14 protein-coding genes are annotated in these 19829 nt (G+C 60.4%); 8 read left to right on the top strand and 6 right to left on the bottom strand.

What is annotated here, in order from left to right:
- Window positions 1-102: 102 nt before the first annotated feature.
- Both BM132_RS15485 and metE read right to left on the bottom strand, forming a co-directional pair.
- Window positions 103-1122: an alpha/beta fold hydrolase gene (locus BM132_RS15485; protein WP_092456464.1), complete on the bottom strand. Its 1020-nt coding sequence runs from the start codon at window positions 1120-1122 to the stop codon at window positions 103-105.
- A gap of 229 nt (window positions 1123-1351) precedes the next feature.
- Window positions 1352-3664, bottom strand: coding sequence for a 5-methyltetrahydropteroyltriglutamate--homocysteine S-methyltransferase (gene metE / locus BM132_RS15480; RefSeq protein WP_092456461.1), 2313 nt, complete (start codon window positions 3662-3664; stop codon window positions 1352-1354).
- Between the two features lie 107 nt (window positions 3665-3771).
- On the opposite strand from metE, the gene metR reads away from it, so the two are divergent.
- Together metR and BM132_RS15470 are read left to right on the top strand one after the other, a co-directional pair.
- The gene (metR, locus tag BM132_RS15475; RefSeq protein WP_092456541.1) at window positions 3772-4689 is read left to right on the top strand and encodes a transcriptional regulator MetR; all 918 of its coding nucleotides are present in this window, start codon (window positions 3772-3774) and stop codon (window positions 4687-4689) included.
- A gap of 147 nt (window positions 4690-4836) precedes the next feature.
- Window positions 4837-6084, top strand: coding sequence for a hypothetical protein (locus BM132_RS15470; protein ID WP_143092354.1), 1248 nt, complete (start codon window positions 4837-4839; stop codon window positions 6082-6084).
- A gap of 4 nt (window positions 6085-6088) precedes the next feature.
- Here BM132_RS15470 and BM132_RS15465 read toward each other — a convergent pair whose 3' ends face one another.
- The 4 genes from BM132_RS15465 to BM132_RS15450 all read right to left on the bottom strand — a co-directional run bounded on the left by BM132_RS15465 (window position 6089) and on the right by BM132_RS15450 (window position 9282).
- A complete protein-coding gene (locus BM132_RS15465) occupies window positions 6089-6634 on the bottom strand; it encodes a GNAT family N-acetyltransferase (protein ID WP_092456455.1) in 546 nt (181 codons plus the stop codon).
- Window positions 6635-6636: 2 nt separating this feature from the next.
- The gene (locus tag BM132_RS15460) at window positions 6637-7275 is read right to left on the bottom strand and encodes a LysE family translocator (RefSeq protein ID WP_092456453.1); all 639 of its coding nucleotides are present in this window, start codon (window positions 7273-7275) and stop codon (window positions 6637-6639) included.
- A gap of 24 nt (window positions 7276-7299) precedes the next feature.
- Window positions 7300-7716, bottom strand: coding sequence for an NUDIX hydrolase (locus tag BM132_RS15455; RefSeq protein WP_092456451.1), 417 nt, complete (start codon window positions 7714-7716; stop codon window positions 7300-7302).
- A 201-nt stretch (window positions 7717-7917) separates the two neighbouring features.
- A complete protein-coding gene (locus tag BM132_RS15450; RefSeq protein WP_092393514.1) occupies window positions 7918-9282 on the bottom strand; it encodes a response regulator c-di-GMP phosphodiesterase, NosR family in 1365 nt (454 codons plus the stop codon).
- 229 nt (window positions 9283-9511) lie between these two features.
- Here BM132_RS15450 and BM132_RS15445 point away from each other — a divergent pair, with 229 nt between their 5' ends.
- The 6 genes from BM132_RS15445 to BM132_RS15420 all read left to right on the top strand — a co-directional run bounded on the left by BM132_RS15445 (window position 9512) and on the right by BM132_RS15420 (window position 19762).
- On the top strand, window positions 9512-11788 hold the full coding sequence (locus BM132_RS15445; RefSeq protein ID WP_092456448.1) for a GGDEF/EAL domain-containing response regulator: 2277 nt from the start codon (window positions 9512-9514) through the stop codon (window positions 11786-11788).
- Window positions 11789-11799: 11 nt separating this feature from the next.
- Window positions 11800-13674: a putative bifunctional diguanylate cyclase/phosphodiesterase gene (locus BM132_RS15440; RefSeq protein ID WP_092456445.1), complete on the top strand. Its 1875-nt coding sequence runs from the start codon at window positions 11800-11802 to the stop codon at window positions 13672-13674.
- Between the two features lie 45 nt (window positions 13675-13719).
- Window positions 13720-14679 carry a cytochrome-c peroxidase gene (locus tag BM132_RS15435; protein ID WP_092456442.1) on the top strand — a complete coding sequence of 320 codons (960 nt, stop codon included), beginning with the start codon at window positions 13720-13722 and terminating at the stop codon, window positions 14677-14679.
- The gene (locus BM132_RS15430; protein WP_092456439.1) at window positions 14676-16481 is read left to right on the top strand and encodes a DAHL domain-containing protein; all 1806 of its coding nucleotides are present in this window, start codon (window positions 14676-14678) and stop codon (window positions 16479-16481) included. The genes BM132_RS15435 and BM132_RS15430 overlap by 4 nt, the downstream gene beginning before the upstream one ends.
- A complete protein-coding gene (locus BM132_RS15425; RefSeq protein WP_092456436.1) occupies window positions 16474-17880 on the top strand; it encodes an ATP-binding protein in 1407 nt (468 codons plus the stop codon). The genes BM132_RS15430 and BM132_RS15425 overlap by 8 nt, the downstream gene beginning before the upstream one ends.
- A gap of 262 nt (window positions 17881-18142) precedes the next feature.
- Window positions 18143-19762, top strand: coding sequence for an FMN-binding glutamate synthase family protein (locus BM132_RS15420; protein ID WP_092456433.1), 1620 nt, complete (start codon window positions 18143-18145; stop codon window positions 19760-19762).
- The last annotated feature ends 67 nt before the right edge of the window (window positions 19763-19829 follow it).

Raw genomic sequence — 19829 nt, 5'->3', positions numbered from 1 at the left:
ACCTGTGTAGGAGCTGTCGAGTGCAACGAGGCTGCGATCTTCCTCTGGACAAAGGAGTCTAGAGAAAAATCAAGATCAAAAGATCGCAGGCTTCGCCAGCTCCTACAGCAGATTCGGCACCTGCACCGGCTCGATCTGCGCCCAATGCGAGGTGTCTTCGCGATGCTGCTGCAAGTAGGGCAACACTGCCCCCAGCAACGGTTCCTTGAACGCGTCTTGAAACCGGTGAGCCAGGCCCGGTATCAGCTTCAGGCGGCTGCCGCGGATGTGCGCCGCCAAGTGCACGCCATGCATCACCGGCAACAACGGGTCGGCGGTGCCGTGGACCACCAGGGTCGGCACGCGCAGTTGATTGAGCAGCGCCACCCGGCTCGGCTCAGCCATGATCGCCATGATCTGGCGCTGCACGCCTTCGGGGTTGAAGGCCCGGTCATAGGCCTGGGCGGCCTGATGCAACAGAGCCTGACGATCATCCACCACCATCGGGCTGCCCAGGGCGGCCAGCAGATCGGCCTGTTGTTCCAGGGCCACTTCACGATTCGGCGCACTGCGCCGGGACAACAGCTGCACCAGCGTTTCACTCGGTGCCGGCAGGCCCTCGGCGCCGGAGCTGGTCATGATCAGGGTCAGGCTCTCTACCCGCTGCGGCGCCATGGCCGCCATGTGCTGGGCGATCATCCCGCCCATGCTCACCCCCAGCACGTGAAAGCTTTGCACTTGCAACGCATCCATCAACCCCAAGCCGTCGTCGGCCATGTCGGTCAAAGTGTAGGGAGCAGCCACGGGCAGGCCCAACTTGTAGCGCAAGGCTTCAAAGGCCAGGTTGGCGCTGCCGGGCGCCTGGCGCCAGGCGGACAAACCCACATCGCGGTTGTCGTAGCGGATCACCCGGAAACCCTGCTCGCAGAGGGCCGCCACCACTTCGTCCGGCCAATGGATCAACTGTCCGCCCAAGCCCATCACCAGCAACAACGCCGGGTCGGAGGCACGACCGATGCTCTGGTACGCCAGGCTGACCTGATCCAGATCGACCCGTTGGGTCGCAACATTGACATCACAGCGAGAAGCCGCCATCGACGGCAGGCCGAATAACAACGCGGCCAGGAAGATAAATACACGCATGAAGAAACACCAAAACGCAGAACCCCAGTAGAGCGCGAGTCTGATGAAGTTTGTTCAAGCGCGCTGCCACAGTTGCGTGACAGTTTGATGAAGATTGCGTAGGAGCTGCCGAAGGCTCGGGCCGCGTTCGGACGATCTTTTGATCTTGGTTTGTTGATTTTTCACTCATGACTCAATTGCCCGAGGAAAGATCGCAGCCTCGCTTCGCTCGTCAGCTCCTACGTCGCTCTTACGCCAACTGACTCCGCAACTGCCGCGCCGCCGCCACCATGTTCACCAGCGCGGCTTCTGTTTCCGGCCACGCCCGGGTCTTCAAGCCGCAATCGGGGTTGACCCACAGTCGGTCCGCCGTAATCCGCTTCACCGCCTTGCTCATCAACGCGACCATCTCCGCCGTGTCCGGCACCCGTGGCGAGTGGATGTCATACACACCTGGGCCGATGTCGTTGGGGTAGTCGAACGCTTCGAACGCGTCCAGCAACTCCATGTCCGAACGCGAGGTTTCAATGGTGATGACGTCGGCGTCCATGGCGGCGATGGCCTTGATCACGTCATTGAACTCGCTGTAGCACATATGGGTGTGAATCTGGGTTTCGTCGCCCACGCCCGAGGCGCTCAAGCGGAACGCCTGCACCGCCCAATCCAGATACTCCTGCCATTGCCCACGGCGCAGGGGCAAACCTTCGCGGAATGCGGCCTCGTCGATCTGCACGATTTTGATCCCGGCCTTTTCCAGGTCCAGCACTTCGTCACGCAGGGCCAGGGCCAGCTGTTGCGCCTGGACCTGACGCGAGACGTCCTCGCGCGGGAACGACCACATCAGCATGGTCACGGGGCCGGTGAGCATGCCCTTCATCACCTTGTCAGTCAGGCTTTGTGCGTAGCGGATCCAGTCGACGGTCATCGCTTTCGGCCGGCTGATGTCGCCGTAGATGATTGCCGGCTTCACACAACGCGAACCATAGCTCTGGACCCAGCCGAAACGGGTGAAGGCATAGCCGTCCAGTTGCTCGGCGAAATACTCCACCATGTCGTTGCGTTCGGCTTCGCCATGTACCAGCACATCCAGGCCCAAGCGTTCCTGGATCTGCACGGCATGGCGGATCTCAGTGTGCATGGCGTCCTGATAATCGTTGGCCGACAACTTGCCTTGCTTGTAGGCCTGGCGCGCCAGACGAATCGCCGGAGTCTGCGGGAAGGAGCCGATGGTGGTGGTGGGAAAGGCCGGTAACTTCAGGCGTGCGCGCTGCTGCGCCATGCGCTGGGCAAACGGCGAATGCCGCTGGCTGTCCTGGGGTCCTATCGCGGCGAGGCGCGCCTGGACCTCGGCCTTGTGAATGCGTGTCGAGTCGGCACGACGAGCATGCACGTCACGGCTGTCGGCCAAGGCGTGTTGCACGCCGGGCGCCTGTGGATCGTTGAGCGCATCGCGCAGTACCGCCACTTCCCCGCACTTCTGCACAGCAAAGGCCAGCCAGCTCTTGAGTTCAGGGTCCAGTCGGTCTTCACGCTCCAGGTCCACCGGGCTGTGCAACAGTGAGCAAGAGGTGCTGACCCAGAGGTTGTCGCCAAACCGCTCCTGAGCCGGCTGCAAATGCGCCAGCGCCTGTTCCAGTTCACAGCGCCAGACATTGCGGCCATTGACCAGCCCCACCGACAGGATCTTGTAGGTGGGCAGGCGATCGAGCACCTGGCCCAGTTGTTCCGGCGCCCGCACCGCGTCGATGTGCAAACCGTCCACCGGCAGGCTCACCGCCAGACCGAGGTTGTCTTCCAGGCCACTGAAATAGGTCGCCACCAGTTTTTTCAGCGGCGAATACTGAAGGATGTGATAGGCCCGCTCGAAAGCACTTTTCCAGGCCTGCGGCAGGTCGAGGGTGAGGATCGGCTCGTCGATCTGCACCCACTCAACGCCCTGGGCCTTGAGGCGATTGAGGATTTCACCATAGACCGGCAGCAGGCGCTCCAGCAGGTCGAGTTTGTCGAAGTCCTCGCCCTTGGCCTTGCCCAGCCACAGATAGGTCAAAGGCCCGATGATCACCGGTTTGACCCGGTGACCCAAGGCATGGGCCTCGTCCACTTCCTCGAACAGTTGCTCCCAACTCAGGGCGAAGCGCTGGTCGGCGGAAAACTCCGGGACCAGGTAGTGGTAGTTGGTGTCGAACCACTTGGTCAGTTCCTGAGCGTATTGCGCTTGCCCGTGATCGGCAGCGCAGCAAGCCGCGCTGGCGCCTCGGGCCATGGCGAACAGGGTGTCGAGGGTCGGCTTGGCCTGGGCATCGAGGGTGTTGTGGAATCGCGACGGGACGGCACCCAGGGTCAACGTGTGGCTGAGCACCTGGTCGTACCAGGCGAAATCACCGACCGGCAGCAGGTCGATGCCGGCATCTTTCTGCAGTTGCCAGTGCCGGGCCCGCAGTTCACGGCCCACCGCTTGCAGTGCGGCCGCTGCCAGGTCGCCCTTCCAGTAGGCTTCGAGGGCTTTTTTCAGTTCGCGGTCGGCGCCGATGCGGGGAAAACCTAAGGTGTGGGCCAGGGCCATGGTGTGTGTCCTCCTGTAAAAGATGGCGCCATTGTCGACAGCCAGCCCCACATGAGACAAACTCAACCTTTTCGTGTTGATCACGAGTTTTACTCATGGAGCCTACGGTGCTTGAAATCCGCCACCTCAAGACCCTGCATGCCCTGCGCGAAGCCGACAGTCTGGTCGAAGCCGCCGAACGCCTGCATTTGACCCAGTCCGCGCTCTCCCACCAGTTCAAGGAACTGGAAGAACGCCTGGGCATGCAATTATTCGTGCGCAAGACCAAACCGGTGCGCTTCACCAGCGCCGGCCTGCGCTTGCTGCAACTGGCCGACGCGACCTTGCCGTTGTTGCGCAGCGCCGAGAGGGACATCGGTCGGTTGGCCGGTGGCACCGCCGGGCGTTTGCACATGGCCATTGAGTGCCACAGTTGCTTTCAGTGGCTGATGCCCACCATCGACCAGTTCCGCGATGCCTGGCCGGAAGTCGAGCTGGACCTGGCCTCGGGCTTCGCCTTCGCGCCGCTGCCGGCCCTGGCCCGGGGCGACCTGGACCTGGTGGTGACCTCCGACCCGCTGGAACTGGCGGGCATCACCTACGTGCCGCTGTTCACCTACGAAGCGATGCTCGCCGTGGCCAACCAGCACCGGCTGGCGGGCAAACCCTACATCGTGCCCGAAGACCTGGTCAGCGAAACCCTGATCACCTACCCGGTGGAGCGCGATCGCCTGGACATCTTCACCCGTTTCCTGGAACCGGCCGACATCGAGCCGGCCCAGGTGCGCACGTCTGAACTGACGGTGATGATGATGCAACTGGTAGCCAGCGGTCGTGGCGTCTGCGGCATGCCCCACTGGGCGCTGCATGAATACAGTTCGCGCGGTTATGTAAAGGCCAAACGGCTGGGGGAGAAAGGTTTGTTCGCCACGCTGTATGCCGCCGTGCGCACCGACATGCTCGATGCGCCGTACATGCGCGACTTTTTGCTGACGGCCAAGGACACTTCGTTTTCGACCCTCGACGGCGTCAGTGCCGTGCGCTGAAGCACAGCGTGTTTCACTCGGTGCAAAATGACCATTCGTCTTGATATTACACTCACCTGTCAGATCTGACAGGCGACACTTTTCTCCTTTCGCGTTCTGATGATGTCTGTCCCGAGTCAATTCAGGCACCGTAGCCGGGGAGAAAAGATGGACAGTCTTCGCAACTCACCGCAGGCCGACGCAGCGCTTGAGCTGCTGCCCATGTATATCCCAGGATGGAAGACACCCGTGCTGCCGACCGGGGCCTACCACGGCGGCATTCCCCTGATCATTCACTCGCCGTCCATCAGCCTGTACATGGTGATTGACCCGCTCATGACACTCTCTAAACCACTGGCCATCGGCGATTCCGTGGAGTTGTGGGTCAATGACCAACCGACATCCGTGATCAAGGTGATCAAGGTAGGCGAGGAGAACGACCGCATAGAGATGGAATTGCCATGGGGCTGGCTGGTGAACGGCGGCAATACACTGTTTTACCGAGTGACCCGGCCCAGCGGGAATTTCGATGACTCGATCCCGGTCCTGAGCCTGCTGTTCCATTACCCGCCATCCGGGGTCACGGTCAGCCATCCGGCCAGCGTCAGCCCGGCACAGCCAGGCACATTTACTTTAACCCGCAGCTACCCACGCGAATATGATGAGGTGACACTGACGGTGGGGACTTGGAGTAAAACAATCCCCTATGTCCATCCTGCCAACCCGATCACTTACACGTTGACGACCGCCGACCTTCAGCAGATCGGCGACGGCTCCCATCCGGTGAGCGCCCGGACAGTCGATCAGTTGGGCAACAGCAATGTGTCCCCTACGAGTTCGATCGTCATCAACACGGCACCGGTGGAATGGGAGGATCACTACACTTCACTGGCGGACTCCTATAACGGCTGGATTCCCTATCTGGCGGCTCGTTCCGGATCTATCCGCCCGCACGTCATGAACCATCAATCAGTAAACGCGTTTTTCAACTTCACCGACCAAGGCACCCCATACGGCTTCGCCGGGGTCATCCTCTATCAAGACTTGCTTTTCATCCCTGGACAATACCAATTCACGTTCGAAGGAACCCATGTTGCCGACAGCAGCCACATTCCAGGGCTGGTCAACCCGATCCTTTACCCTGATACCGGCATGCCGCAATGGCGTGGCGTTCCCCGTCATGTCCCCAAGGACGGAGTCTGGTACGTGTTTTCAATCGTATTCACCATCACCGAGCGAGGGATGGTCCGAATGTATATAAACAACGACCAGGATGGCAGTAACGGCAACGATTTCGGCATACGAAACATAAGAATCGTGCGATTGAACAGTGGAGCAGGAAGCATGAGCGCGCCTGCGGAGGAATCCGATCTGCCCGTTTATACCGGTCCACGGCCAGAGATCAAATACCCTTGAGCGACTATCGGGACAGGGGCGAATCGACCTCTTCGCCCTTGATCTCAGGCATCGATATCTGGCGCCACATGTGGATTTTGTCGAAGTAATCCTCACCCACCCGCACCGCTAAAGGTTCAAGCCCGAACTGGATGAAGCCACAGCGCTGGTACAACTTGAAGGCCGCCTCATTGCCGGCGGTAACGGTGAGCTGGATGAGTTTCAGCGCAGGGTGGTTTTGCGCTTCGGCCAGTGCCGCTTGCACCAGCTCATAACCCAAACCGCGCTGACGAAATTCGGCCGACACATACATGCCAAACAGTGTTGCCTTGTGGCGGGCCTTTTCCCGTGGTTCGAAAGCAAGGCCAACGATGCCGACCAATGTTCCGGCTTCGAACGCACCCAACACCACATCGAGCTTGCCGGTCAACCGCCCTTCCCACCAACTCAACGGCATCAGCGCCCGCTCCCGCACACTGGAAGTGAACGCCTGCGGATGGCGATCGTAGGCTTCAAGCATCAGCTCGCGGTAGGCCAAAGCATGATTGGCATCCAACCGCTCGATCCACATGCTCACGCCGTCCTGCGTTGCTCAAGCATCAGGCGCAACGCCAGCGCGCCGAGCACAAACCCCATGAAGTAGCGCTGCGCCGCCAGCCAGGTGGGGTTATGGACAAACCAGGAGGCAATGCCGGCGGCGAACAGGGCAATCAGCAGGTTGACGCTGAAACTGACGCTGATCTGGGTCAGGCCCAGGATGATGCTCTGGGTGAACAACGAACCGTGTTCCGGGCTGATGAACTGGGGGAAGACCGACAGGTAAAACACTGCAATCTTTGGATTCAGGGCACTGGTGAGAAACCCCATGGTGATCAGCTTGCGCGTCGAATCGGCCGGCAATTGCTGGGCCTGGAACGGTGAACGCGCACCGGGCTTGACTGCCTGCCAGGCCAGCCACAGCAGGTACAGCGCGCCGGCCCATTTCAATAATTCATACGCCATGGGCACCGCCAGGAACACCGCCGTCAGCCCCGCCGCCGCGGCAAACATGTGCACGAAGAAGCCCGCCACCACACCCAGCAGGGAGGTGACGCCGGCCTTGCGGCCCTGGCAGATCGAACGGGAAATCAGGTAGATCATGTTCGGGCCGGGCGTGAGTACCATCAGCAACGCGGCGGCGGCGAAAATCAGCAGGTCCGGCAATGGAATCATGGGCGTCAGTCCTTGAGTCTGGAGTCAGCACGTCTCGAGAAGGCTGGCTCGATAAAACGGCAGGATCACCTCGCCTGTCAACGGCGCCAGCAGCAACTCGCTGCCACCGGCCGGGTCGATCCAGCACACTTCTTCAATCTCGGCGGCGGGAGAAACCGGCGCATCGATGCTCAGCAAAAAAACTTCAGCCTGCACGACAAAACCCGGTTCGTTGGCGGCCGGAGCGCTGAACGCCCCCAGGTAACGGGCCTGTGCCGGATCAATCGTCAGCCCAAGCTCTTCGGCCAGCTCACGGACCAGGGCCTGGACCGGCTGCTCATGGGCCTCGATCTTGCCGCCCGGTTGCATGAAAGCCTGGGTGCCACGCTTGCGCACCAGCAAGGTCCGACCGTCCGGTCCGATCAACAGGGCGGCGGCGATGCGGATGATGCGAGTGGTCATGATGAATAAAAGCCTCGGGCAGAAAATTGCCCGCAAGACTACAGAGCGCAGCGACAGGAGCAAAGCCTGACTCCAAGCCCCCTGTGGGAGCGAGCCTGCTCGCGATGGCGTCGGTTCAGCTTGCATCAATATTGGCTGACATGCCGCCATCGCGAGCAGGCTCGCTCCCACAGGTTGACTGTACTATCAGTCAGATTTGCATCACCCCAACATCGGCTTCGGCACCGAAGGATCTTCTTCCTCGGGAATTTTGACGAACACGCTGTACCGCGCGCCCTCCATCGATTCGAAAGCGATGAGCTTTTCCACCAGCGGCGCGCTCAGCACCTTGCCGGCGTTGAGCAACAGCATGCCGTTGTCGGCGTTGAGGTTGCGGGCCAGGGTCATGCCGGCCGTCAGATCGCGGGTGGTCATGACCTGCACCGTCGGATCCGACAAGGTCACGTCGTCCAGGTATTCACCACACGCCTTGATGAAGTCCTCCACCATGCCCGGGTCGTACAGTTTGCCGGCGTATTTACGGATGTAGACCAACGCTTCGTCGCTGTTCATCTGCCGCTCCAGGATCAACCCGCGCTGCAATTCGATGAAGTCCACCGCCAGTTTCAACAGCCGCGAACCGAACGGAATGGCCTCGCCCCGCAGATGGTCGGGAAAACCACTGCCGTCCCAACGTTCCTGGTGATGGAGGATGATGCGCGCGGCGTCTTTCATCGGGTCCAGGGTCATCAGCAGCGACTCGCTCTGCTTCGGATAGGCCCGGTAGAGATCAAGCTCGGTGTGGTGCAGCATGTCGGCGGGCGTGACCATCATGTTGTCGGTCCAGCTCAGTTTGCCGATGTTGTAGAGCGCCGCGGCCATGGTCAGGTCGCGGTCGGTGGACTCATCCAGAAAGTGGAGCCTGCTGTAGACCCGGATCAGCTCGATGATCTGCCGGTTGGTCTGCTTGGCCTTGGGCAGACGCAGGTTGGCGATCAGCGAAAACACTTCGGTGCCCGTCACATAGCTGCGCTTGAGCTCGTCATAGGCCAGGTCGAGCATGTCGGCGGTCTGCTGCAGCTCGGCGGTGCGCGACGCCACACGTTTTTCCAGGGTGGTGTTGAGTATCCGCAGTTGTTCGTTCTGTTCGCGGTTCAGCGCTTCGAGGCGCTGGCGCTCACTTTCGGAGTGCTGGTGCGCCAAGGCCTGACGCAGGGCCTGCACCAGTTCCTCATCGTTCCAGGGTTTGCTGAGGTAGCGATAGAGCTGACCCTCGTTGATGGCCTTGGTCATCATCTCCACATCGGCATAACCGGTGAGCAGGATGCGCAAGGTCGACGGATAAAGCTTGCGAATCTGCGCCAGCAGCGTGGCGCCGTCCATGTTGGGCATGCGGGCATCGGTCATGACCAGGTCGACCGGCCGCTCCTTGAGGATTTCCAGGGCCTTGGCGCCGCTGTCGGCCAGCAGGATCTCATATGGCTGGCTGCGCAATAACCGGCGCAGGCTATTGAGAATCGACTCTTCGTCATCGACCAACAGCACCGTCGGCTTCCTGACCGGTACATCCTGCGATTGATCTTCCATTGGACCCCCCTCCTGTTAACCACACCTGTTCTACCCTACCCCCGAATTAGAGGCTAGTAGATTGCGTGAATTTAGACACGATTTTGCCTTGACCGGCCGAGCGCATCCCAATGAGACAGCTATGCTGTAGACCATGAAGGGCCAAGTACAGGCCAGAATACTCATGCCAACGGAAGGGATATCAGATGTATCCACGGTTCAACAGTCAGCATCGCGACGGTGCACGGCCATGAGCCTGCCGACGGAAAGGGCCAACCGGCGGATTCTGATCGTCGATGACACTCCGACGATCCACGAGGATTTTCGTAAGATCCTCAGCCCCCATGCTACCCCCGAGGACAGCCTGAGCAGCGCTGAAGCAGCCCTGTTCGGCGCGCCTGTGGCGGTTGCCAGCCAGAGTTTCGTGCTCGATTCGGCCTTCCAGGGCATGGAAGCCCTGAACAAGGTGGAATCTGCCTTGGCCGAGGGCAAACCCTACGCCATGGCGTTCATCGACATGCGCATGCCCCCTGGCTGGGACGGCCTTGAAACCATTGAACGGCTGTGGCGCGTCGACCCCAAGCTGCAAGTGGCGCTGTGCACCGCCTATTCGGATTACTCCTGGGAAGACATCGCCGAGCGCCTCGAACTGGGCGACCGCCTGCTCATCCTGAAAAAACCCTTCGATGCCATCGAGATCCGCCAGATGGCCAGTACCCTGACCGTCAAATGGCAGATGACCGAAGACGCGGCGCTGAAAATGGACATGCTCGAACGCGCAGTGCAGGAGCGCACGCGGGAACTGGCCGACGCCAACATCATCGTGCAGAACAGCCCGACCATCCTCTATCGCCTACGTGGCGAGCCGCCGTTCGCGCTGATGTACATTTCCCACAACATCACCAAGTTCGGCCACGCCGCGGCGCAACTGGTCAACTCGCCGGACTGGGCGCAAACGCTGATCCATCCCGACGACCAGGGCAAGATCGACGATGCCATGGTCCGCGTCTTGAACCGCGACACGGCGGGGGCGTCCATCGAGTTCCGCATGCGCACGGGCGACGGTACGTTCCGCTGGGTGGAAAACCGCTACATTCCGGTGCGCAACGAACAGGGCCTGCTGCTGGAAGTGGAAGGCATCATTCTCGACATCACCGAACGCAAGCTGGCCGAGGAGAAAATCGCCTTGCTGGCCCGCACTGACGGCCTGACCGGGCTGGCCAACCGCGCCACCATGATCGAGCGTCTGCATCAAGCCTTTGCCGCGGCTCGCCGGGGGGCGGCACCGTTTGCGATGTTTTACCTGGACCTGGACCATTTCAAGCGGATCAACGACACCCTGGGCCACCCGATCGGCGACCTGCTGCTGCAGGAGGTCGCCGCACGCATCAAGGGCTGTACCCGGGAAAACGACGTGGTAGCACGCCTGGGTGGCGACGAGTTCGCCATCCTGCAACTGGATGTCCACGAAGCGACCCATTGCGCCGCCCTGGCCGCCAAGATCCGCGATGCCCTGGTGGCGCCCTACTCTCTGGACGGCAACGAAGTGCGGATCTCCGTGAGCATCGGCATCAGCCTGTATTCCTCCCAGAGCCAAAGCGCCGACAGCCTGATGGCACAGTCCGACATGGCCTTGTACCGGTCCAAGGAAAAGGGCCGCAACCAGTACCATTTCCATAACGAGGAGATTAACCAGGAAGTCACTGACCGCGTCGCCCTGGCCAATGACCTGCGCCAAGCCATCGAGAACAACGAGCTGCATTTGCACTACCTGCCGGAGGTCGACCTGGGCAGCGGAAAAATCCTGGGCATGGGTGTGCAAGTGCGCTGGAACCACCCTGAGCGAGGCTGGCTGGAGCCGGCGTCGTTCATGCCGGCCGCCGAGAAATCCGGGATCATCATTGGCCTGGGGCATTGGGTGCTGGACCAGGCCTGTCAACAGATGCGCCAGTGGCGGGACCAGGGCATGGCGCCCCCGGTGATCGCCATCGACCTGAGCCTGACGCAACTCAAGACCGGTCCCGAGTTGATCTATGACGTGCTGCGCACCACTGCCCGCTGGGAACTGGCCCCCTGGGATCTGCGCTTTGACGTCACCGAGGCCACCCTGGCGCAAACCAAGTGGACCCATAACGACGTGCTGCCCCGTCTGTGCGAACTGGGCGTACAAATTGCCATCGATGATTTCGGCACCGAGTATTCCTCGTTCGATTACCTCAAGACCTACCGGGTCAACCATCTCAAGCTCGCCCAACGCTTTCTCGACAGCGCCAACGCCGACCCCGAAAACGCGATGACGCTGCGAGCGATCATCAACTTCGCCCGGGATGTGGGCATCGGGATCATTGCCGAAGGCGTCGAGACCCAGGAGCAACGCACCACGCTGATGTCCAGCGGTGGGGCGATGCAGGCCCAGGGGCATTACTTCAGCACTGCGGTCGACAGTGGCCAAGCCGCCGAATTGCTCAAGGCCGGCACCATCGTTCCCGTGACGGACCATTGGACTCGGCCTGCCAGCCAGCTATAGGAGAGCGATCGATGAATCCCATGTCGGTGCCTGCGAACAGGCGAATCCTGGTGGTGGACGACACGCCGGCGATCCACTCGGACTTTCGCAAGATCCTCAGCCCGGGCGCCGGCAGCGACGACTCGCTGGATGACACCGAAAGCCTGCTGTTTGGCACGCCTCAGGTCAGCCGCCTGCAATTTCAGATCGACTCGGCCTATCAGGGCGAAGAGGCGCTGGAGCTGGTCAAGCGCGCCCAGGCCGAAGGCCAGCCCTATGCGCTGGTGTTCGCCGACATGCGCATGCCGCCGGGTTGGGACGGCCTGCAAACCATCGAGCGTTTGTGGGAGGCCGACCCACGGCTGCAAATCGCGCTGTGCACGGCGTTTTCGGATTACTCCTGGGAAACCATGTCCGAACGCATCGAGTTCGACGATCAGTTGCTGATCCTGAAGAAACCCTTCGACACCCTGGAAATCCGCCAGATGGCCAGCGCCATGACCTGGAAATGGCAACTGGCCCAGGATGCGGCGAGAAAAATGCGCAGCCTGGAGCGCACCATCGAGGAGCGGGTCCAGGAGCTGCTGAAAGTCTCCCACTTGCTGCAATACGACGTACTCACCGAGTTACCCAACAGCATGTTGCTCGGTGATCGCCTGACCCAGGCCATGGCGCAGTGCCGTCGCCACGACCGGCAACTGGCGGTGATGTTCATCGGCATGGACCGTTTCAAGCGTATCAATAACGCACTGGGGCACCCGGTGGGCGACGAAATGCTCAAGCGGGTGGCCCGGGCGTTGGCAACGGTAGTGCGTGAATCCGACTCGGTGTTTCGCTACGGCTCCGATGAGTTCGTGGTGATACTGGGAGACATCACCGACTCGCAACAGACCAAAGGCGTGGCCGACAAGCTGTTGACGGCCATCAACACGCCCCACCCCATCGACGGACATGACCTGACCGTCACCGCAAGCCTTGGCATCAGCATGTATCCGGCCGACGGTTTCGATGCCGTGGCGTTGATCAAAAAAGCCGAAACGGCGATGCGCAACGTCAAGGAAACCGGCCCCAACGACTACCGCTTTTTCACTGAAGACATGAACCGTCGGGCGCGACAGCAGCAAACCATCGAATCGGGCCTGCGTCTGGCCCTGCAACGCAAGGAGTTCGTGCTGCACTACCAGCCCAAGATCGATCTGAGGAGCGGCAAAGTGGTCGGCGCCGAAGCGCTGGTGCGCTGGAACCGGCCTGACATCGGCTTGATCTATCCGTCGGACTTCATCCCCGTGGCCGAAGACAGCGGCCTGATCGTCCCGCTGAGCCAATGGGTGCTCCAGGAAGCCTGCCAGCAGGCCTGTCGCTGGCAAGCCGATGGCATGCGCCCGCTCTACCTGTCGGTCAACGTCTCCACCATCGATTTTCGCCAGCGCGGTTTCGTCGAAGGCATCGCCAGGACCCTCAAGGAAACCGGACTCGACCCGACACAGTTAGAACTGGAGATCACCGAAAGCGTGCTGATGCAGAACGTCGACACCACCGTCGCCATCCTCAAGGCCGTCAAGCGCCTGGGGATACGGCTGGCCATCGACGATTTCGGCACCGGCTATTCGAGCCTGAGCTACCTGCAGAAATTTCCGGTGGATGTGTTGAAGATCGATAAGTCGTTCGTCGGCGACCTGAGCATCGACAGTAATGACGCAAAGCTGGTGAGCACCATCATCAGCCTGGGCAAGAGCCTGAACTTGCACATCATTGCCGAAGGCGTGGAAACCCTTGAGCAACTGGAGTTCCTCAAGGCTCACCAGTGCGAGGAAGCTCAGGGGTATTACTTCAGCAAGGCCGTGGAACCACAAGCCTTTGCCCTGTGGATGAGCGAGTGGGAACAACGCCACACCCCGTTTGCGTGAACACAGCTGAGTTCCATAAACCAAAAGTTTCAAGGAAAGCATCCCATGGCGTCACATGGACTGATTCTGGCTCTCGGCCTGCTGGTGGGATTGAGCGTGACCGTTCACGCCGAACCGTTGGATGAACCACTCAAACCGCTGCCCCCCATTCCGACCCTGGACCCCAAACGCGTCCAGTTGGGCCTGCGGCTTTTCAACGACCCGCGGCTGTCGGTCAACAACACCCTGTCCTGCGCCAGTTGCCATCGCCTGGGCAAGGGTGGCGCCGACGACAAACAGTTTTCCCTGGGCTTCGACGGTAAACCGGTGGAGTTCAATACCCCCACGGTGTTCAACGCCAGCCTGAACTTTCATCAGTTCTGGGACGGGCGCGTCGACACCCTGGAAGAACAGGTGCACATCGTCGTGACCAGCCCGGCGGAAATGGGCAGTACCTGGAAAACGCTGCTCCAGCGCATCGGCCAGGACCCGGACTACGCCCGGGGTTTTGACGATGCCTACCCCGACGGCGTGACCCAGGCCAACATCCAGGGCGCCCTGGCCGACTACGAACGCACCCTGCTGACCCCGAATTCACGTTTCGACCAGTACCTGCTGGGCGATACCGATATCCTGACGCCCCGGGAAAAGTTCGGTTACCAGCGCTTCAAGGAATACGGCTGTATCGCCTGCCACCAGGGTGTGAATATCGGCGGCAACATGTTCCAGAAGTTTGGTGTCATGGGTGACTATTTCCAGGATCGGGGTAATCCCAGCTCCGCCGACGAGGGGCGTTTCAATGTAACGGGCGACGAAAGCGACCGTCAGGTTTTCAAGGTGCCCAGCCTGCGTAACGTCGCCGTCACCGCACCGTACTTCCATGACGGCTCTGCACCGACCCTGGAGCGTGCCGTGGAGGTGATGTTCAAGTACCAGTTGGGCCGTGAGCCCATGAAGAACGACACGGAACTGATCGTCGAATTCCTCAAGACCCTGACCGGCGAATGGGAGGGCAAACCTCTATGACCGTTCTCCGTCGCCTCGGCCTGTTGTTCATCGGTCTATTGCTGGCTTCGATCCTGCTGTTCATGTACATCCAATCGGGCGCGCAGCAGGCCGCTTCGTACATTGAATCCCGGGACCTGGTCCGCCAGCTCAAGCAGCAGGACGCCATCTGGGACAACGAAGTCCTCAAGTCCCGAATGGCCCTGAGCGACAATTACGATCCCCTGGTCTCGCCCTTGAATGAGATGGCGCGGCTCTGGCAACGCCTCGACGCCATTGAGTCGGATCCGGCTCGCCACGTACCGTCAAGCTGGGAACAGGAGCGCGACGAATACCTCAAGGCGGTGAAAGAAAAAACCCGCTTGGTGGAAAGATTCAAATCCCACAATGCGGTACTGCGCAATTCCCTCGCCTTCCTGCCCACCGCCGAAGATGACATCCAGGCCCAGTTCGGCCAACTTTCGGACGCCGACAAACTGCAACTGCAAAACGTTGCCATCGACACCTACGACCTGTTGCTCAGCGCCATGGAGTTCGCCCATCTGACCACCCGTGAGCAGGCCGCCGAAGTGCTGCTGGGCCTGAACCGGCTGGACGTCAACAAGGAGCGCCTGCCGGAGGGACTTCAAAAATCCGTCGATATCCTGAGCAGGCACATCGCGCTGATCCTGCGCGAACAACCCATGGTCAATGACTTATTGAAGGGAATCGAAGCCATTCCCGTGGCCGGTCGGCTGGACACCATCACCAGCCTGCTGGACAAAGACCAAGAGAAAGCGGCCGCCAAGTATCAGCGCAACCACATTCTTCTGCTGGTTTTCGCCACGCTTCTGGTGTTGATCCTGATCTGGCTGGCAATCCGACTGATGCGCAGCTTCGCCGAAACCCAACGGGCCAACAACGCTCTGCAAACCGCCAACGACGAGCTGGAGCTACGGGTCGAAGAACGCACCCGCCAACTCAAGGACACCCAGAGCGAACTGATGGACACCGCCCGTCAGGCTGGCATGGCGGAAATCGCCACCAACGTGCTGCACAACGTCGGCAACGTACTCAACAGCGTGAACATCTCCGCCGACCTGATCAGCCGTAAACTGCGCAGCAGCAAGGCCCTCGGGCTGGGCAAGGCGATGCAACTGATCAACGAACACCCCCACGATCTGGGGCACTTCCTCACCGAAGACGAAAAAGGCAAGCTGTTGCCCGGCTATCTGAACCAGTTGGTGGAAGCCATCGCGGTCGAACAGCAAGGCCTTACCGACGAGCTGGCGCAGTTGAGCAAGAGCGTGGATCACATCAAGGATATCGTCTCCACCCAGCAGTCCTATGCCGGTGCCAACAGCCTGGTGGAGCCCCTGGTGGTCAGCGAACTGCTTGAAGACGCCCTGCGCATGAACTCCGGCGCCCTCACCCGCCACCACGTGACGGTGCTCAAGGAATACGGTGACGTGCCCCGAATCATGGGCGATAAGCATCGCTTGCTGCTGATTCTGATCAACCTGATCAGCAACGCCAAATACGCCATGGCGGGGGTTTCCAACCACGCCCGGAACATGACCCTCAAGGCCACGGTCATCAATGATGAAACCCTGCAGATCAGCGTCAAGGATGAAGGCGAAGGCATCCCGGCGGAAAACATGACGCGTATCTTCGCCCATGGTTTTACCACCCGTAAGGAGGGCCACGGGTTCGGCTTGCACAGCTGCGCTCTGGCGGCCATTGAAATGAACGGCCACCTCACCGCTCACAGTGAGGGGCCAGGCACAGGAGCAACGTTCGTGTTGCAACTGCCCTTGAAACTCGCGGAAGGTGAGCATGAATAATCTGAGCAACCGCCGCATCTTGTTGATCGACGATACACCTGCCATCCATGACGATTTCCGCAAGATTCTCACGCCGCAGGATCAGGTCAATACCGACTTGCTGGACATGGAAAATGCCTTGTTCGGCGACGCACCGAAACCGGCCGGCACCGTATTCGAACTCGACTCGGCCTACGGCGGCCAGGAAGGTCTGAACAAACTGCTGCAAGCGCTCGCAACGGAGCACCCTTATGCATTGGCCTTTGTCGACATGCGCATGCCCGAGGGCTGGGATGGCGCCAAAACCATCGAGGAACTCTGGAAGCACGACCCACTGTTGCAAGTGGTGGTCTGCACCGCCTACTCCGACTATTCCTGGGACGAACTGCTGGACCGCCTCAATGGCCATGACCGGTTGCTGATTCTGAAGAAACCCTTCGACAACATCGAAGTCCAGCAAATGGCCAACACCCTGACCACCAAGTGGGAAATGACTTCCCGCGCGCAATTGCAGATGAGCAAACTCGAGGAGCTGGTGGAGCAGCGGACCCAGGCGTTCAAACAGGCCAGCTCTTTGCTGCAGATGGAAATCGACGAACGCAAGCTGCTGGAAACCCAACTGGTCCAATCGGAAAAACTCGCCTCGCTGGGTCAACTGGCCGCCGGGGTCGCTCACGAAATCAATAACCCGATCGGTTTCATTTCATCCAACCTCGGCGCCCTGGATGGCTACTTTGGCAAACTTCAGGAAATGCTCCAGGCCTATGACAGTGCCGAGCAGGCCATCGCCTCGCCGGAACTGGTGGTGAACCTGAGAAAGCTGCGCGAGCAGGTGGAGCTGGACTTCCTCGTCGAGGACATCCCACTGCTGATCAAAGAGTCCAAGGACGGCATCAGCCGGGTCGGGCAGATCGTCAAGGACCTCAAGGACTTCTCCCGTGTCGACTCCAACCAGGAATGGCAGATGGCCAATTTGCAACAAGGCCTGGATTCGACGCTGAACATCGTCGCCAATGAAATCAAGTACAAGGCCGACGTGGTCAAGCAATACAGCCCGTTGCCGGAAGTCGAATGCCTGCCGTCGCAGATCAACCAGGTGATCATGAACCTGATCGTCAACGCCGCCCAGGCCATCGGTCCCGAGCGTGGCACCATCACCCTGCGCAACGGCGTTGAAGAAGACACCGTGTGGATCGAAGTCGCCGACAACGGCTCGGGCATGCCGCCTGAGACCCTGCAAAAAATCTTCGACCCGTTCTTCACCACCAAACCTGTCGGCCAGGGCACGGGACTGGGACTTTCACTGTCCTACGGCATCGTGAAAAAACACAACGGCGAGATCACAGTGCGCAGCGAGGTCGGCGTGGGTACCACCTTCCGCGTGGAGTTGCCGGTGCGGCAGATGAAGCAGGCGGTCTGACATACCCGATACACATTTTTTCTGTGGAAAAGGATTTACCTGTGGCGAGGGGATTATCTGTGGCGAGGGGATTTATCCCCGTTGGGCCGCGAAGCGGCCCCAAAGAGTTGCAGGTAATCAGCCTGACAAAACTGGCGGGCGGGTTTTAGGGCTGCTACGCAGCCCAACGGGGATAAATCCCCTCGCCACAGGTTGCCCGGCGTTTCGCTGCCAGCGCAGAATGATCCGCTGCCCATCCAAAGCTCAAACCCAAGGAAACCGCATGAGCCTGTCTCTGTTGAGCCGTTACGCCTTTTTTGCTGGCTGTGTGATCTTCACCCTCGCCAGCCTGCCGTTTCTGCAACACGACTGGCTCTGGCCATTTACACTGGTGACCGGGCTGCTGAGTCTGCTGGGACTGTTCGACCTGCTGCAGAACCGCCATGCCGTGCGTCGCAACTACCCGATCCTGGGCAATATCCGCTATCTGGTCGAAGGTATCCGCCCGGAAATTCGTCAGTACCTGCTCGAATCCGACAGCGACGCCCTGCCCTTCTCGCGCGCACAGCGTTCCCTGGTGTACTCCCGGGCCAAGAACGAAAGCGCCGACAAACCGTTCGGCACCCTGATCGATGTTTATCAGACCGGTTTCGAATTCATCGGTCATTCCATGCGCCCGGCTCCGTTGAGCGACCCCAGCGGTTTTCGGGTGACGGTTGGCGGACCGCAATGCACCCAACCGTATTCAGCGTCGGTGTTCAACATCTCCGCCATGAGCTTCGGTTCCCTGAGCGCCAACGCCATTCGGGCGTTGAACCAAGGCGCCAAGCTCGGCAATTTCGCCCACGACACGGGCGAAGGTAGCATCAGCCCTTATCACCGCGAACACGGCGGCGACCTGACCTGGGAACTGGGCAGCGGCTATTTCGGCTGTCGCACCCGTGAAGGTCGCTTCGACCCGGAGCGCTTTGCCACCCAAGCGCAGAACCCGCAGGTGCGGATGATTGAAATCAAGATGAGCCAGGGCGCCAAGCCCGGCCATGGCGGGATTCTGCCCAAGCACAAGGTCACCCGGGAAATCGCCGAAACCCGTGGCATCCTCATGGGCGAGGACTGCGTTTCACCGTCACGCCACAGTGCTTTCTCCACACCGATCGAACTGATGCAGTTCGTCCAGCAACTGCGCGAACTGTCCGGTGGCAAACCAGTGGGCTTCAAGTTCTGCCTGGGCCACCCCTGGGAGTTCATGGGCATCGCCAAGGCCATGCTGGAAACCGGCATCCTGCCCGACTTCATCGTGGTGGACGGCAAGGAAGGTGGCACGGGTGCAGCGCCAGTGGAGTTCACCGACCACATTGGCGTGCCGTTGCGCGAGGGTCTGCTGTTCGTCCACAACACCCTGGTGGGCCTGAACCTGCGGGACAAGATCAAACTCGGTGCCAGCGGTAAAATCGTCAGCGCCTTCGACATCGCCAGCGTCCTGGCCATCGGCGCCGACTGGGCCAACGCCGCGCGGGGTTTCATGTTCGCGATCGGCTGCATCCAGTCCCAAAGCTGTCATACCAACAAATGCCCTACCGGCGTCGCCACCCAGGACACCCTGCGCCAGCGCGCCCTGGTTGTGCCGGACAAGGCCCAGCGGGTCTACAACTTCCACCGCAACACCCTCAAGGCCCTGGCCGAAATGCTCGCCGCCGCCGGCCTCGACCATCCTTCACAACTGCAACCCAAACATCTGGTCCGTCGCATGTCCGCCACTGAAATCAAGCTGTTTTCCCAGTTGCATGTGTTCTTGAAACCGGGGGAATTGCTGACAGGTGAGGTCAATGGGGAGTTTTATTCGAGGATGTGGCAGATGGCGCGGGCGGACAGTTTTGAGCCGCAGGAAGTCGCCGCCGCTTGACGGCAGTACCATCAGGCATGAGACAGGATCCTCCACGGTAGGAGGGATATCCCCTTGAGAAAAAGCC

The organism is Pseudomonas sp. NFACC45, from assembly GCF_900113505.1.
Lineage (GTDB): Bacteria > Pseudomonadota > Gammaproteobacteria > Pseudomonadales > Pseudomonadaceae > Aquipseudomonas > Aquipseudomonas tehranensis.
The sequence above is the reverse complement of the archived record's forward strand: the minus strand, read 5'-3'. Positions and strand labels throughout refer to the sequence as shown.